At 69.5% G+C, this 13,726-nt stretch carries 17 protein-coding genes and 1 tRNA gene; 7 read left to right on the forward strand and 11 right to left on the reverse strand.

The window, feature by feature from the left end:
• Positions 1-88 precede the first annotated feature (88 nt).
• The 3 genes from ACI3KX_RS03785 to ACI3KX_RS03795 all read right to left on the reverse strand — a co-directional run bounded on the left by ACI3KX_RS03785 (position 89) and on the right by ACI3KX_RS03795 (position 2,330).
• Entirely contained in the window at positions 89-937 is an 849-nt protein-coding gene (locus tag ACI3KX_RS03785; protein WP_349427217.1) for a helix-turn-helix transcriptional regulator, read from the reverse strand.
• 61 nt (positions 938-998) lie between these two features.
• A complete protein-coding gene (locus ACI3KX_RS03790) occupies positions 999-1,937 on the reverse strand; it encodes an SDR family oxidoreductase (protein WP_349427218.1) in 939 nt (312 codons plus the stop codon).
• A 69-nt stretch (positions 1,938-2,006) separates the two neighbouring features.
• Positions 2,007-2,330 (reverse strand): hypothetical protein, encoded by a 324-nt coding sequence (locus ACI3KX_RS03795; RefSeq protein WP_349427220.1) that lies wholly within the window; start codon positions 2,328-2,330, stop codon positions 2,007-2,009.
• Positions 2,331-2,567: 237 nt separating this feature from the next.
• On the opposite strand from ACI3KX_RS03795, the gene ACI3KX_RS03800 reads away from it, so the two are divergent.
• Positions 2,568-3,545: a zinc-binding dehydrogenase gene (locus ACI3KX_RS03800; protein WP_404907899.1), complete on the forward strand. Its 978-nt coding sequence runs from the start codon at positions 2,568-2,570 to the stop codon at positions 3,543-3,545.
• Between the two features lie 13 nt (positions 3,546-3,558).
• Here the strand turns inward: ACI3KX_RS03800 and ACI3KX_RS03805 are convergent, their stop codons facing one another.
• Positions 3,559-3,774: a hypothetical protein gene (locus ACI3KX_RS03805; protein ID WP_349427221.1), complete on the reverse strand. Its 216-nt coding sequence runs from the start codon at positions 3,772-3,774 to the stop codon at positions 3,559-3,561.
• On the reverse strand, positions 3,768-5,273 hold the full coding sequence (locus tag ACI3KX_RS03810; protein WP_404907817.1) for an SDR family NAD(P)-dependent oxidoreductase: 1,506 nt from the start codon (positions 5,271-5,273) through the stop codon (positions 3,768-3,770). The genes ACI3KX_RS03805 and ACI3KX_RS03810 overlap by 7 nt, the downstream gene beginning before the upstream one ends.
• 25 nt (positions 5,274-5,298) lie before the next feature.
• On the opposite strand from ACI3KX_RS03810, the gene ACI3KX_RS03815 reads away from it, so the two are divergent.
• Positions 5,299-5,715, forward strand: a complete 417-nt coding sequence (locus tag ACI3KX_RS03815) for an NUDIX domain-containing protein (protein ID WP_363357140.1) — start codon at positions 5,299-5,301, stop codon at positions 5,713-5,715.
• A gap of 15 nt (positions 5,716-5,730) precedes the next feature.
• Here the strand turns inward: ACI3KX_RS03815 and ACI3KX_RS03820 are convergent, their stop codons facing one another.
• From ACI3KX_RS03820 to ACI3KX_RS03830, 3 genes are all read right to left on the reverse strand, one after another.
• Positions 5,731-6,270, reverse strand: coding sequence for a YaeQ family protein (locus ACI3KX_RS03820; protein ID WP_404907820.1), 540 nt, complete (start codon positions 6,268-6,270; stop codon positions 5,731-5,733).
• Between the two features lie 71 nt (positions 6,271-6,341).
• Positions 6,342-6,926: a hypothetical protein gene (locus ACI3KX_RS03825; protein ID WP_349427226.1), complete on the reverse strand. Its 585-nt coding sequence runs from the start codon at positions 6,924-6,926 to the stop codon at positions 6,342-6,344.
• A 38-nt stretch (positions 6,927-6,964) separates the two neighbouring features.
• Entirely contained in the window at positions 6,965-7,792 is an 828-nt protein-coding gene (locus tag ACI3KX_RS03830; RefSeq protein ID WP_404907822.1) for an inositol monophosphatase family protein, read from the reverse strand.
• A gap of 93 nt (positions 7,793-7,885) precedes the next feature.
• On the opposite strand from ACI3KX_RS03830, the gene ACI3KX_RS03835 reads away from it, so the two are divergent.
• Positions 7,886-7,961, forward strand: a tRNA-Lys gene (locus ACI3KX_RS03835).
• Positions 7,962-8,062: 101 nt separating this feature from the next.
• Here ACI3KX_RS03835 and ACI3KX_RS03840 read toward each other — a convergent pair.
• Entirely contained in the window at positions 8,063-8,275 is a 213-nt protein-coding gene (locus tag ACI3KX_RS03840) for a hypothetical protein (RefSeq protein ID WP_349427228.1), read from the reverse strand.
• A 248-nt stretch (positions 8,276-8,523) separates the two neighbouring features.
• Here ACI3KX_RS03840 and ACI3KX_RS03845 point away from each other — a divergent pair, with 248 nt between their 5' ends.
• The 3 genes from ACI3KX_RS03845 (at position 8,524) to ACI3KX_RS03855 (ending at position 10,534) form a co-directional block, all read left to right on the forward strand.
• Positions 8,524-9,090, forward strand: coding sequence for an RNA polymerase sigma factor (locus tag ACI3KX_RS03845; protein ID WP_404907824.1), 567 nt, complete (start codon positions 8,524-8,526; stop codon positions 9,088-9,090).
• On the forward strand, positions 9,080-10,042 hold the full coding sequence (locus ACI3KX_RS03850) for a hypothetical protein (RefSeq protein ID WP_404907825.1): 963 nt from the start codon (positions 9,080-9,082) through the stop codon (positions 10,040-10,042). The genes ACI3KX_RS03845 and ACI3KX_RS03850 overlap by 11 nt, the downstream gene beginning before the upstream one ends.
• 147 nt (positions 10,043-10,189) lie before the next feature.
• Complete coding sequence (locus ACI3KX_RS03855; protein ID WP_404907827.1) at positions 10,190-10,534, forward strand: hypothetical protein; 345 nt, start codon at positions 10,190-10,192, stop codon at positions 10,532-10,534.
• An 89-nt stretch (positions 10,535-10,623) separates the two neighbouring features.
• Here the strand turns inward: ACI3KX_RS03855 and ACI3KX_RS03860 are convergent, their stop codons facing one another.
• Both ACI3KX_RS03860 and ACI3KX_RS03865 read right to left on the reverse strand, forming a co-directional pair.
• Positions 10,624-11,856 carry an MFS transporter gene (locus ACI3KX_RS03860; RefSeq protein WP_363357149.1) on the reverse strand — a complete coding sequence of 411 codons (1,233 nt, stop codon included), beginning with the start codon at positions 11,854-11,856 and terminating at the stop codon, positions 10,624-10,626.
• On the reverse strand, positions 11,853-12,311 hold the full coding sequence (locus tag ACI3KX_RS03865) for a MarR family winged helix-turn-helix transcriptional regulator (RefSeq protein ID WP_404907829.1): 459 nt from the start codon (positions 12,309-12,311) through the stop codon (positions 11,853-11,855). Before ACI3KX_RS03865 ends, ACI3KX_RS03860 begins: the two co-directional genes overlap by 4 nt.
• Before the next feature lie 202 nt (positions 12,312-12,513).
• On the opposite strand from ACI3KX_RS03865, the gene ACI3KX_RS03870 reads away from it, so the two are divergent.
• A complete protein-coding gene (locus ACI3KX_RS03870; RefSeq protein WP_404907830.1) occupies positions 12,514-13,713 on the forward strand; it encodes a substrate-binding domain-containing protein in 1,200 nt (399 codons plus the stop codon).
• Positions 13,714-13,726 lie beyond the last annotated feature (13 nt).

The following is a 13,726-nucleotide window of genomic DNA, read 5'->3' on the forward strand; positions in this document are numbered from 1 at the left end:
AACAGGTCGTCGACCGCAGGCGGACGAAACGCCCCGGCTCTCGGGGCGTTTCGTCTCGCCCGACCCTCGCCAGCCTCGCGGCGACGTCTCAGCGGCCCGCCGCGAGCTGCTGCGTGCCGATCACCGACAGAAGCTGCAGCCGGTCGTAGCTCTCGGTGCCCGGGGTGGCGGTGAGAACCAGCAGCGTCTGGCCTTGTTCGGGATCGACGAGGAACTGGCAATGCATGTCCATCACGCCGACTTCGGGGTGCTGCAGCCGCTTCTCCCGCGGGTGCGTGGAGCGCACCTCGTGCGCCTCCCAGAGCTGTGCGAACTCGGGGCTCTCGGCGAGCAGCGCGTCGACCATAGCGCCGGCGCGCGAGCTGGCGCCGAACTTCGCGTAGGCAGTGCGGATGTCGGCCGTGAAGGCCCGCGAGTGCATCGGGTGGTCTTCCACGGGGTAGACATCCCGGGCCGACGGATCCAGGAACCAGCGGTAGCCGACGCTGCGCATGTACCCGTCGAAGCGGGTCTCATCGCCGAACAGTGCGCGGGCCGCGGGGGTCTGGGCGAGGGTCTCGCCGAACTCGGTCATCACCTGGGCGGGCGTGTCGGCGAGGCGGTCGAGCACGCGCATGAGGCCGGGCGATACGTGCTCGCTGCGCAGCGTCCGCGTCGGCGCGGTGTGACCGGCGAGGCGGAACAGGTGGTCGCGCTCGTCGAGCGTCAGCCGCAGGCCTCGAGCGATGGCGGCCAGCATCTGCTCGGACGGCTGCGGCCCGCGGGCCTGTTCCAGCCGGCTGTAATAGTCCGAGGACATGTCGCAGAGCGCGGCGACCTCCTCGCGGCGCAGACCCGACGTGCGCCGCCGAGGCCCACGCCGGAGCCCGACGTCTTCAGGCTGGAGGGCTTCGCGACGTCGACGCAGGAAGTCGGCGAGCTGTGCTCTGTCCATCATCCGAGTCTGCGGCATCCGTCGGTCCGTAGCCAGGGATCGCGGATCCCTCCGTGGACGGCGGTCACGCCGGCACTCGCACGCCGGTGAGCTGCTCCGACAGCTCCCAGATGCGCCCCCCATCGGCCTCGCTCTGCAGCCGAGAGTACAGCGGCTGCTCGGCCGGCAGTCCGCTCAGGTGGCGGAAGCCCTTGGGTCCGTAGAGACGCCCGCCGCGTGCATCGGGGCTCGTCGCCGCATGAACGGCCGACAGCGCCGCAGAGGACGGGGTGCCGACGAGGATGCCGCGCCGCGACATCGCCCGGATGAACTTCACCGCCGTGGTGTCGTCGGGCCGGCCCATCCCGGGCTGCGCGGACAGCAGGTTCGTCGGCGTGATCCCGGGGTGCGAGAGGTTGCTGCGCAGGCCCCAGCCCGCGGCATCCGACCGCCGCTGCAGCTCCATCGCGAACAGGCCGAACGCGATCTTCGACGAGCTGTACGCCTTCATCGGGTCGTAGCCGTGCTGCCAGTTCGGGTCGTCCCAGTTGACGGCGCCCTGATCGGCGGCGATGCTCACCTGGCTGGTGATGTGTGCGCGTCCGGCGCGGAGGAGGGGCAGCAGCCGTGCGACGAGCGCGAAGTGCCCGAGGTGGTTGGTCGCGAGCTGCAGCTCGAATCCGTCGGCGGACAGCTGCCGAGTGGGCGGGTTCATGACACCCGCGTTCGCGATGAGAAGGTCGATCGGCCGCCCGTCGGCCAGGAGCCGATCGGCGAGGGACGACACCGACTCGAGCGACGACAGATCCAGCGGCAGGACACGGATGTCGGCATCCGGCGTCCGCTCGCGGATCCGCGCCGCGGCGGTCTCGCCCTTCTGCGGGCTGCGGACCGGCATGAGGACGCCGGCGCCGGCGCGCGCGAGGCGTGCGGCGATCTCGAAGCCGACGCCGTCGCTCGCGCCGGTGACGAGGGCGAGTCTGCCGGTGAGGTCGGGAACGGGGATGTCGAGGGTCTTCGGCATGAGGGAGGCTCCTTGTTCGAGGGGTTGCCTCCATGCTCTTGCGTCCGCCGCGGCGGATTCAGGGCGCTGTCATCCGGGGACTGACGATCCCTGGGTATGGACGCGGATCCGGCCAGGGAGGAAGGGCAGCGCCGGTGCCTGATATCGCAGAGCCGGCGCATGGTGGGGCTCGAGGGCGAACTCGGCCTGCCCGAAGCGCCACATCCGGTTGAACAGGAACACCCCGACCACGACGGTCTCGTCCGCCGGGACCTGCCAGGTGCCCAGTCCCCACTGGGCCGGCTGGCCGCGGCCCGCGATCACGAGCGTCGGCTTGATGCGGGCGTAGAGGGCGAACCAGGGCCTGTGCAGGGTCAGTTGGATGCGGCGCGTGCCGTGAGGGGGTGTGCTCATGGCGATCAGGCCGGGAGCACGCAAGCGTGCATGTCGCCGTGTGTGTCTCGTGTGCTCATTCCCGGGTCGCCTCTCGTCGTTCGCTCTCAGGCTAACCGCCGGCCGGGCGGGCGATGTCCGCGGACCGGTCGACGGCTCATCGCGACGGGCGAGGGGGAATGAGTTCGCGGGATGCTGGGCTTTAACACCGAGTGGCTGCTCGATCCGGCAGCCATGAATCTCGTTAGGAGCACCACCGTGCGCGCACTCATCCATTCCACCTTCGGCGACGCGACCGACGTTCTGGAGGTCGCGCAGCGGCCGCTCCCCGAGCCCGGCGCGGGTCAGGTGCGGGTGCGTACGGTGCTCTCCCCGATCCACAACCACGACCTCTGGACGATCCGCGGCACCTACGGCTTCAAGCCCGAGCTGCCCGCCGGCGCCGGAACCGAGGCCTATGGCGTCATCGATGCGCTCGGCGAGGGCGTCGAGCAGCTGCAGGTCGGGCAGCGCGTGACCACCGGCGGCACGTTCGGAGTCTGGAGCGAGTTCTTCGTGACCAAGGCTGCCGGTCTCGTTCCCGTCCCGGACTCCATCGACGATGAGACCGCCGCGCAGCTCATCTCCATGCCCTTCAGTGCGCTGAGCCTGCTCGACTACCTGGACGTGAAGCCGGGGGTCTGGATCGTGCAGAACACCGCCAACGGCGCTGTCGGCAAGCTTGTGGCGCAGTTCGCGGCGGCGCGCGGCGTGCACGTCCTCGGACTCGTGCGGCGCGACGCGGGCGTGACGGAGCTGGCCGGGCTCGGCATCCATGATGTCGTCTCCACCGAATCCGACGGCTGGCGCGAGCGGGCCGCAGAGATTCTGGGCGAGAATGCGCCGCGCGCAGCGGTGGACTCGGTCGGCGGCGACGCCGCCGGCGACCTCCTGTCGCTGCTCGGCGAGGGCGGCACACTGGTCTCGTTCGGCTCCATGGGGTCGAGCACCCTGAAGCTGTCGGCCGGCGACCTGATCTTCAAGCAGGCGACGGTGAAGGGCTTCTGGGGCAGCACGGTGAGCCGGACGATGGATGCCGCCACCCGCGGCGCGCTGTTCGCCGAGCTGGTGCAGCGCATCGGGTCGGGCGAGGTCTCGCTCCCGGTGGATGCCGTCTACTCCTTCGAAGAGGCGCGGTCCGCCGCCGCGGCGAGCGCCGTGCCCGGACGCTCCGGCAAGGTGCTGCTGCGGTTCTGAGCGACGGCGTGGCTCAGAACGCTGCCGCCCGCCGAGGTGCGGGCGGCGGCGGCACTTCCTTCGCCGCGATGATCGCGCCCCTCGGAATGCGCTCGACGCCGCGCTTGCCGTCGACGACCACGGTCTCGGCATCCGCGCTCAACAGCTCGCCGAGCGCGTCCGTCGCCTGCCCGGTCGGCAGCAGGTACCGCACGACCACGCGGTGACCCGGCTCGGGCAGGTTCACCATGCGCCGGGGGCGTAGTCCTTGAGGAACACGCCGAACAGGTCTTCGCCCGCCTCGCCGCGCACGATCGGGTCGTAGACCCGCGCGGCGCCGTCGACGAGATCGAGGGGCGCGTGGAAGCCCTCCTCGGCCAGACGCACCTTGGTCGGGTGCGGGCGCTCGTCGGTGATCCAGCCCGTGTCGACGCTCGTCATCAGGATGCGATCGGTCTCGAAGAGCTCGCGCGCGCTCGTGCGGGTGAGCATGTTGACGGCAGCCTTGGCCATGTTGGTATGGGGATGCCCCGGCCCCTTGTACCCGCGATTGAAGACGCCCTCCATCGCGCTCACGTTCACGATGTACGTGCGGCGCGCAGCGCTGGCCGCCATCGACGGCCGCAGCTTGGAGACGAGCAGGAACGGTGCGGTCGTGTTCGCCAGCTGCACTTCGAGCATCTCGAGCGGGTCGACCTCGTCGACGCTCTGCACCCACGAGTTGGTGTGCTCGAGGTCGGGGATCAGCCCGCCGGCGTCGATCGCCGTGCCTGCGGCGAGGCGCTCGAGCGAGCTGGAGCCGGCGGACATGGCCTGTTCGGTCAGCTCGTCGGCGCGAGCGGCTGCCGCGGCGAGGATCGGGTGGGCGGTCACCGAGCGCTCCAGCGCCTGCGGGTGCCGGTCGTTGGTGTGGCCGAACGTGACGAGCTCGGGCAGCGGCCCGTCCGGCAGAGGCGCGAGCTCGGCATCCACGAGCGGCTGATACGCGCCCGGAGAACGGCGTACCGTCTGGGTGGCGTTGTTGATGAGGATGTCGAGCGGGCCGGCGGCCGCGACATCCTCCGCCAAGCCGATCACCTGCGCGGGATCACGCAGGTCGATGCCGACGATCTTGAGCCGGTCGATCCACTCCGGCGCGTCGGGCAGGCTGCTGAAGCGGCGCACGGCATCGCGGGGGAAGCGGGTGGTGATCGTCGTATGCGCGCCGTCGCGGAGCAGCCGCAGGGCGATGTACATCCCGATCTTCGCCCGCCCGCCGGTGAGCAGCGCGCGCTTGCCGCTCAGATCGGTGCGGGCTTCGCGCTTGGCGTGGCTCATCGCCGCGCAGGTCGGGCAGAGCTGGTGGTAGAACGCGTCGACCACGGTGTACGGCTGCTTGCAGATGTAGCAGCCGCGGGCCTTGAGGAGAGTGCCGGCGGTGGGGGCGGTCGTCGCCGTCGAGATCGGGATGCCGCGCGTCTCGTCGTCGATCCGGTCGGGCGCCCCGGTTGCCGTGGCGGCGACGACCGCACGGTCGGCCTGCGCGATCGCGTCGCGGATCTCACGCCGCCGCACCTTCTTCACGGCCTTGAACATCGCCGCGGTGGCACGGCGGACGGCGACGAAGTCGGGGTGCGTCTCGTCGAGGCCCGCCATGTTGTCGAGCACGCGCAGAGTGGTCGCGAGATCGTCCGGGTCGATGCCGCTCGGCGGCAGGTCGGAGGGGGCGGAGGAATCGGGAAGCACACGTGATTCTACGCCGGGCGCCATGCGCGGTAGCTGTTAGCGTGCCTTCGTGACCACTTCGGATGCCGCCCCGACCCGCGCCCGCAGCATCCGTGTCTCGGCTGCGGTCATCGTCAACGAACGCGACGAGCTGCTGCTGGTGCGCAAGGCCGGCACGACGGCGTTCATGCAGCCCGGCGGCAAGCCCGAGCCTGGCGAGTCGCCGAGCCAGACGCTGAGCCGCGAGCTGCGGGAGGAGCTGGGGATCTCGGTCGATGCGGAAGCTCTGCGGCCGCTCGGCTCGTACACCGCCGCGGCGGCCAACGAACCAGGATTCCTGGTGGTCGCCGACGTGTTCGCCACCGACATCGGGGCGCAGCAGCCGGTGATCGGCGCCGAGATCGAAGAGCTGCGGTGGGTCACGCGAGAGGACGCCGACGGACTCGAGATCGCACCGCTGGCGCGCGAGAACTTCCTCCCGGGCTGAGCCGCGATACGGAGGTCAGGCGGCCGGCTGCGTGTGCACGTCGGTCTCGAAGCTCGTCGCGTTGAGGTCCAGGTAGATCCGCCGCTCCGTGATCGACACGGTCATCGTGTTGCGCCGCTCGAGCACGGCCGTGGCCGCCTCGACGAAACCCGGGTCGAAGCTGTGGAGCAGGATCTCGTCGCCGCGGTGGATCCGCTTCCCGGCCCACGGCGCGGCGACCTTCGCCGGATCGCGGTGCGTGTAGACCCTGGTGCGCTCGGCCTGCATGCTGCCGGTGTGCAGGCGCGCGGCATCCGGAGCCCCCACCTCGATCCAGGCGACAAGGGCACCGGTGAGGTCGCGCACGAGCACCGCCGGCTCGTCGGTGGCCGAGACGCCCTCGCTGAACGCGATGCCCTCCTCGTACTCGAGGCAGTAGGCCAGCACCCTCGTCAGCATGAAGGCGTCGGTCTCTGACGGATGCCGCGCCACACGGACCGACAGATCCTCGTAGACCCCCCGATCGACGTCGGCCAGCTGAACCGCAAAGGTGTACATCGTCGCGCCGACTGCCATAGCGTTCGAGCCTACGCGGTGCGCACGCCGGGTCCGATCGTGCTCGCTCGCTCAGCGAGCGCGGACGGACGTCAGCCCTTCGGCCACTCGATCAGCAGCAGACCCTGCTTGGTGTCGGAGACGGTCACGTGGCCGCTCGCGAAGAAGTACGTCATGCCGTATCCCTCGGCATCCGGTGCGATCGCCGTCTCGGCGCTCTCGGTGATGTAGACACCCGCGGCATCGTCTTCGCGCACCCAGCCCTGCGCGACGAGCTCATCCTGCGCGTCGGCGGCCTCGTCCTCGGAGATCGGGGCCCAGCCGAACATCGCCCCGTGGTCACCGGCGGGGCCCTCGAAGTCGGCCCACATGCACTGCAGGCCGTCCTCGATCTCGGTGCTGCCGATGTAGAGCGGCGACGCCTGCGAGGTCCAGCCGACACTCTCGTAGTCGGCGACGACCGAAGGCCCGATAAGCGTGTCGCACGTCGGATCTTCGGCGGCCCCGGCCTCAGGCTCGGGATCGGGGGTGGCCGACGGCTCGGGAGCGGCGGTTGTCGGCGTGGCCGCGTTGCCCGTCTCCTCTGGTGCGGCTTCCGGATCGGCGGCGCACGCCGACAGGAGGACCGCGGACAGGACGAGGGCGGCAGCGGCGCCGAGGATGCGAGGGGCAGGCATCGGTGAAGTCTCCGTGGGGGAAAGGAGGCGGGTGGGTGTCAGGGGGAGTGGAGCAGGTCGAGATACGCGTCGTGGAGGACGCCGTTCGTAGCGAGGGACGAGCCTTCGGCCAGCGAATCACGGCCGTCGAACGACGTGAACCTGCCGCCCGCCTCCGTCACGATCGGCACCAGCGCGGCGATGTCGTATTCCTTGACGCCGAACTCGGCGACGAACTCGAGGCGGCCCTCGGCGAGCAGCATGTACGGCCACGCGTCGCCGTAGCCGCGGTCACGCCACACCGACGACGTGAGCCGTTCGAGGGCATCGAGCTTGCCGGCATCCCGCCACTGTCCGATGCTCTGGAAGCTCACGCTGGAATCGGCGATCGCATCGACCGCCGACACGCCCAGACGCCGGGTCTGTCCTGACGGCGTCGTGGTCCAGGCGCCGAGCCCCGTGGCCGCCCACCAGCGCCGGCCGATCGCCGGCTGGCTCGCCACTCCCACGCGCGGCACGCCGTCGATCGCGAGGGCGATCAGGGTCGTCCACATCGGGATGCCCTTGAGGTAGTTGGCGGTGCCGTCGATCGGATCGATGATCCACTGCCGGTTCGAGTCGCCCGTGATCCCGTACTCCTCGCCGAAGACACCGTCGGCGGGACGCTCGGTCTCGAGCAGCGCGCGCAGGGCCCGCTCGGTCGCGAGATCCGCCTCGGTCACGTGGCTGGCGTCGGCCTTCAACCGGATGTCGAGATCCGCGGCATCGAAGCGGGACATGGAGGCCGCGTCCGCAGCGTCCGCCAGCCGCAGCGCCAGCTCGAGGTCGGGCCCCAGATCTCCCTCGAACGGCGTGTCGAACGTCGACGAGGGGGGAGTGGTGGGCACGGGTCAAGGATAGCCGGGGCGTTCCCGTCTCGATTTCACGAGACGCGATCGTGATGCTAATGTTGGTCCTCGGTTCGCCACGTTGTGAACTACGCACCTCTAGCTCAATCGGCAGAGCAACTGACTCTTAATCAGTGGGTTCTGGGTTCAAGTCCCAGGGGGTGCACCAGACAAGAAGCCCGGTAGCTCGTTGCAGACGAGGTGCCGGGCTTCTGTCTTTCCGGGCGACGGATTCAGCGACCACACTCTCCGAGCCGCAGCAGTCCCCACCTAGCGAGCTGAGCGGTACTGGACGGCTGTGTTGACGCTGACGGCTGTCACGGCGGCCGCGAGGGCGAGAAGCGCGAACGGAAGCCGGCCTGTTGCCCCGAACAGCAACGGAAGGGCGATGCCGAGCCATGCGCCGACCGCGAGGAACAGGGCGAAGAGAGTCCAGAGCAGGTATCCGACGACTGTCGTGGTCGATGAACGGTTGTCTGTCATGGCTCTCCAATCGAGTGACTACCTGATCGAATGTGACAGGTCTCCTCGCCGCTGGGGTGGGCGCTCGCGAGGGCCTTTTGCGCGAACGGCCGATTCCTTACAGACCTTCTCCGTGACCTCTTATCAAGGTGCTGTGGGGCCGAGTGGCAGGTTACGGTGGCCGTAAAGCGGCCCTCGCCCGACCGGATGATCATGTTCGACGTCATTGACTTCACTCGCGACCCTGGTGGTCTCGGTGTGGTCTTGTGGTGTCGCGCGTGATGATGTCGGAACGGCTGGTGCGGCTTGTGTCGTCGAAGCCCGACACCGCTGCGCGGAAGGAGGCTGCGTTCGCGGCTCTGTTCGAGCAGTTCTGGGTTCGGGTGAGGCGACACGTCGAGGTGTTCGTCGACGATGGGGACGAGGTCGACGAACTGGTGTCGGACGTGTTCGGGTTGGCCTGGGAGAAGCTCAAACCGGACCGGCCGATGGGGTTGCCGTGGCTGCTGCGCACCGCGGACAACAAGGTGCGGGATCGGGACCGTCGGGCGAGGTCCCGGTCTCGTGCCATGGATGCGCTGGTGCAGGGAGCGGCCGTGCAGCCCGGCTCGCTGGATGACTTGGACAAGGTGGCGGTGCGAGATGCCGTCGCCTCCCTGTCCGGCCACGAACGCCGGGTGGTGATTCTGACGTACTGGGATGAGCTGTCCGCCGGGGAGATTGCGGAGACGTTGCGCTGCAGTCCGGGGTCCGTGTGGACGACGCTGAGTCGGGCGCGCGGGAAGCTGCGGGACCAATTGGGGTTGACGGCGGACGGAGGTGAAGATGATGAATGACGACGACCGGCTGACGGCGATGCTGCGTGCTTCGAATCCGGCACGCACGCCGCTGGATGCCGGACCGGACGCGGCGGCGCTGGCGGTGCGTGACCGGATCATGGGTGCCGGGCATGTCCGTCCGCGCGTGCTTCCGCGAGTGATGTGGGTGGCAGCTGCGGCGTTCGTGGTCATCGCTGTTGCGGCGGTGTCGATCCTTGTTCCGCGTGCGCCTGCGGCGGCGGTGACCCCCGCCCCGATCGCTTTCACCTCCGGCGGCACTGTCGAGGAGGTCGTCCGCATGGCCGAGGAGAAGCTGGCTGCGGCTCCGGGACCTGAGGTGTCGTCGAGGTTCGCGCGGTCGGAATCGTGGGGTTTGTCGGTCGATGTGGATGAGCAACGGTCCGAGATCGTCCCGCAGGTGATGACCTTGGAGTGGAACCCCGACCTGTCGGGTCGCATGACGGTCGTCGCGGGGGAGCCCTACTGGCCTGCGGGCGCCGCCCGACAAGGTGAGGGAGAGGCCACCGCGCCCGGCGAGACTCTCTCGGAGATGGAGTTCGCAGCCGGGCAGTGGAACACCCCGGTCGTGGATCTCCCGGGCGCATCCCGCGAAGACATGTTCGCGTTGCTGACCGCGTTCGGGATGCCGGAGTCACCGACGGCGAGCGACGTGATCCAGGCGGTGACAGGCGTGTTCGAGCAGTGGACGCTCACGAACGAGCAGCAGGGGCAGCTGCTGCGTATCCTCGAGGAGTCCGGCGGGATGACCGTCCTCGGATCGGGAACGGACCGTGCTGGCCGAGATGTGGTCGGCCTGGAGACGAAGTCGATCTTCCCGGGTGTGGAGGACATGGTGCTGATCTCCGCGGAGACGGGCCGCATCGTGGGCGTCGAGTCGACGCGTGTGACTCCGGACGGGATCGTCCCGGCCGGGGCGGTGATCTCGTACCGGATGTGGGGCACCGATTGACGGGAAGTGGAGATGATGGGCAGTTCACGCACAAGGCTTGCAGCGATCGGGGCCGTAGCCGCCGTGTTGATCGGCGTGCTGGGCGTACCGCAGGGTGCGTTCGCTTCGACGGGGGAGCTCGTCCCGGAGCCGAGGATCGCCGCGGTCATGGCGGAGATACCCGGTGGAGTGCTCCTCGACGAGAACCACGCGGTATGGCCTGAGCTGGGAATGGCGCTGGAGACGCCGTCAGGGGTGAGCCTGCGGACCATCGGCGGCTGCACGACCGGCAACGTGTGCGTCTTCGACGGATACGGGGCCCAGGGCGCGAAGCTCTCGTGGAGCTCGTGCGGCAATCCGACCGTCGCCGCGTTCACGGTCCGGTCCATCGCGAACGACCGACCCACCGGATACGCGCAGGCCCGGTCGGGAACCACGGTTCACGCCACCGCCTACGCAGGCAGCTACGCGAATGTCTACGGGGCAGTGAACAACGTGCGATGCGTGAGCTGACGGTTCTGCGCGGGCCCCGCACGTAGCAGGACCCCGTCGGCGGCGGGCGCGCACACGACGACAGACCGGCTCGGCGACCGGCGGTCGCCTCAGGCGGCGTCGCCGACGAGCACGGCGGCGGCCTCGTCGGCGGCATCCGCTTCGCGCTCGTCGATGCGGGCGAGGGCGCGCCGGCCGAAGAGGATCGTCGCGGTGGCTACCAGGATGGATGCCGCGGCGAACAGGTACGGCACCGTCGGACCGTACGCGTGCCACAGCCAGGCGGCGAGCGGGGGAGCGGCGGCACCGCCGAGGAACCTGACGGCCGAGTACGAGGACGACGCGACGGAGCGGGGGAGGTCGGTCGCCTCCATGACGGACTCCGTCAGCACGGTGTTCATGATGCCGAGCAGCAGACCGCCGACGATGATGCAGACGACAAGCGCCGTCGCATCCTCGACGAGGATGCCGGCGACGACGAGGTCGATCGCCAGCAGCGGCAGCGTCAGGAGCATCACGGTCGTCCGCGCCAGGAACCGCAGCAGCAGCGGCGCGACCCACACGCTCGTGACCGCCAGCGCGACACCCCAGCCGAAGAACGTGAAGCCGATGCCCATCGCGCCGAAACCGAGCGGGAACGGCGAGAAGGCCAGCAGCACGAAGAAGCCGATGTTGTAGAACAGTGCGGTCACGGCCAGCACCGCGAGCGACGGGATGCGCAGTGCCTTGAACGGCGCGGACAGGCGCACGGGGACGGGCTTCTCGGCGGGTCCGCGCAGCAGCACGAGCACCGCGACGAAGGCGATCGCCATGAGCACGACGACACCGAAGAACGGGCCGCGCCAGCTCAGCTCGCCGAGGAGGCCGCCGAGGAGCGGCCCGATCGCGATGCCGAGGCCGAGTGCCGCCTCGTACAGGACGATGGCCGCGCTGCTCCCGCCGGATGCCGCTCCGACGATGGTCGCGAGGGCTGTCGAGATGAACAGTGCGTTGCCGAGGCCCCAGCCCGCGCGGAAGCCGATGATCGCGTCGACGCTGCCGCTCAGCGAGCACAGCAGCGCGAACACGACGATGAGGGCGAGACCGATGAGCAAAGTCGCCTTCGCGCCGATGCGGCTCGAGATCCAGCTGGTGACGAGCATCGCCAGGCCGGTGACGAGCAGGTAGCTGGTGAACAGCAGCTCCGTCTGCACCGGGCTCGCCTCGAGCGACTCCGCGATGGCGGGAAGGATGGGGTCGACCAGGCCGATGCCCATGAAGGCCACGACGCAGGCGAACGCCACCGCCCAGACCTGTGCGGGCTGACGCCATACCGAGACGGCCGAGCCGCCGTGCGCGCTCATCGGGCCGCCTCCGCGGCGTCGGCGAGGGGTGCGGTGCGCGTTCGATCGAGCTTGCGCGTCAGGACGGCGGCCGTCGTCCGCAGCGCGTCCCATTCCGCCGGCTCGAGGTCTTCGAAGTGCGGCGCGAGGGCGGCGGTCAGCTGCAGCAGCCACGTCTGCAGCGCCTCGAGGCCCAGCGGCGTCACCTCGACGACCGTGGCTCGCGAGTCTGCGGCATCCGTCGTCTTCGCGACAAGTCCGTGCACGGTCATCTGACCGACGAGGCGGGTCATGCCGGGCTGTGTCACGCGGCTGAGGCGGGCGAGCTCGCCGATCCGCAGTGCACCGTGGTCGCGGAGGATCGTGAGCGTGCGCCATTGCGCAGCGGGTGTCTCGTTCGCTGTCTCGAGCGCCGCGACGCGGGTCAGCGCGTGGGCGGCGACGATGAGGGTCTCGATGTCCTGATCGTGTGTCACCGCACAAGCATACCGCGGGTATATACCCATGGTATCCAAATTGGCAGACGTCCCGATTGGGTAACGACACCGTCGAAAGCGGCGCCTCGACTTGCGCCGAAGCCGCGCGTTTCCTAGATTGCAAGAACCTGAATCGGATCTCATGTTTGAGCGAAGCACCGGTTCGAGGCACCAGATCCTTCCAATGGGGAAAGGCACGCACATGCGGGTTACGAAGAAGTTGCTCCTGGGCTCCGTGGTCGTCACGGCAGCGCTGGCCCTGGCGGCGTGCGCGCCGTCGGCAGAGCCGAGCGGCGAGTCCACCGACGGCGGCGGACCCGAAGAGGTCACCGTCGGCATCGTCACGAGCGAGTCCGGTCCGCTCGCCGGCTACGGCAAGCAGTACCTCGACGGTTTCCAGGCCGGCCTGGACTACGCCACCGACGGCACGGGCGAGATCGACGGCACGACCATCACCATCGAGAACCGCGACGACGCGGGCGACCCCGACAAGGCGGTCACCGCCGTCAAGGAGCTCATCGGCGAGGGTGTCAACATCATCGCCGGCACGGCATCGTCGGGCGTCGCGCTCGCGGTCGCCGAGCAGGCCGAGCAGAACCAGGTGCTGTACATCTCAGGCCCGGCCGCCGCCGACGCGATCACCGGGATCAACGACTACACGTTCCGCTCCGGCCGTCAGAGCGCGCAGGATGTCGCGACCGCGGGCACCTTCCTCGACGACATCGAGGGCAAGACCGTGACCGTGTTCGCCCAGGACAACGCCTTCGGTCAGGGCAACGTCGCCGCGGTCGAGGCGATCCTCGGCGGCAAGGGCGCCACGGTCAACTCGGTCCTCGTCGCCGAGGACGCCACCGAGTTCACGCCGTTCGCCCAGCAGGTGCTCGCCGGCACCCCCGACCTCGTGTTCGTCGCGTGGGCCGGCGCCACGTCGGGAGCGATGTGGCAGGCGATGAGCCAGCAGGGCGTCCTCGACGAGATCCCGGTCGTGACCGGGCTCGGCGACTCGGCGACGTTCGGCGCCTATGGCGAGGCATCCGAGAAGATCAACTTCCTGAACCACTACTTCCCGGGTGCTGCCGACAACGACGTCAACACCGCGATGGTGGAGGCGATCGAGGATGCGGGCGGCACGCCCGACCTGTTCAGCCCCGATGGCTTCAACGCGGCGATCATGATCGTCCAGGCGATCAAAGAGGGCCAGGGCGACGTCGACGCGATGGTGTCCGCGCTCGAGGGCTTCGAGTTCGACGGGCCGAAGGGCGCGATGACGGTCCGCGCGAGCGACCACGCCCTCATTCAGGAGATGTACCAGGCCAAGCTCGTCGCGAAGGACGGCACGTTCGTGCCCGAGCTCGTCGATACCGTCTCTGCCGACGACGTGGCGCCGGCCGAGGCCGAGTAGCGGCGGCATCCAG

Origin of the sequence: Microbacterium sp. ZW CA_36, from assembly GCF_044987475.1 — a bacterium.
Lineage (GTDB): Bacteria > Actinomycetota > Actinomycetes > Actinomycetales > Microbacteriaceae > Microbacterium.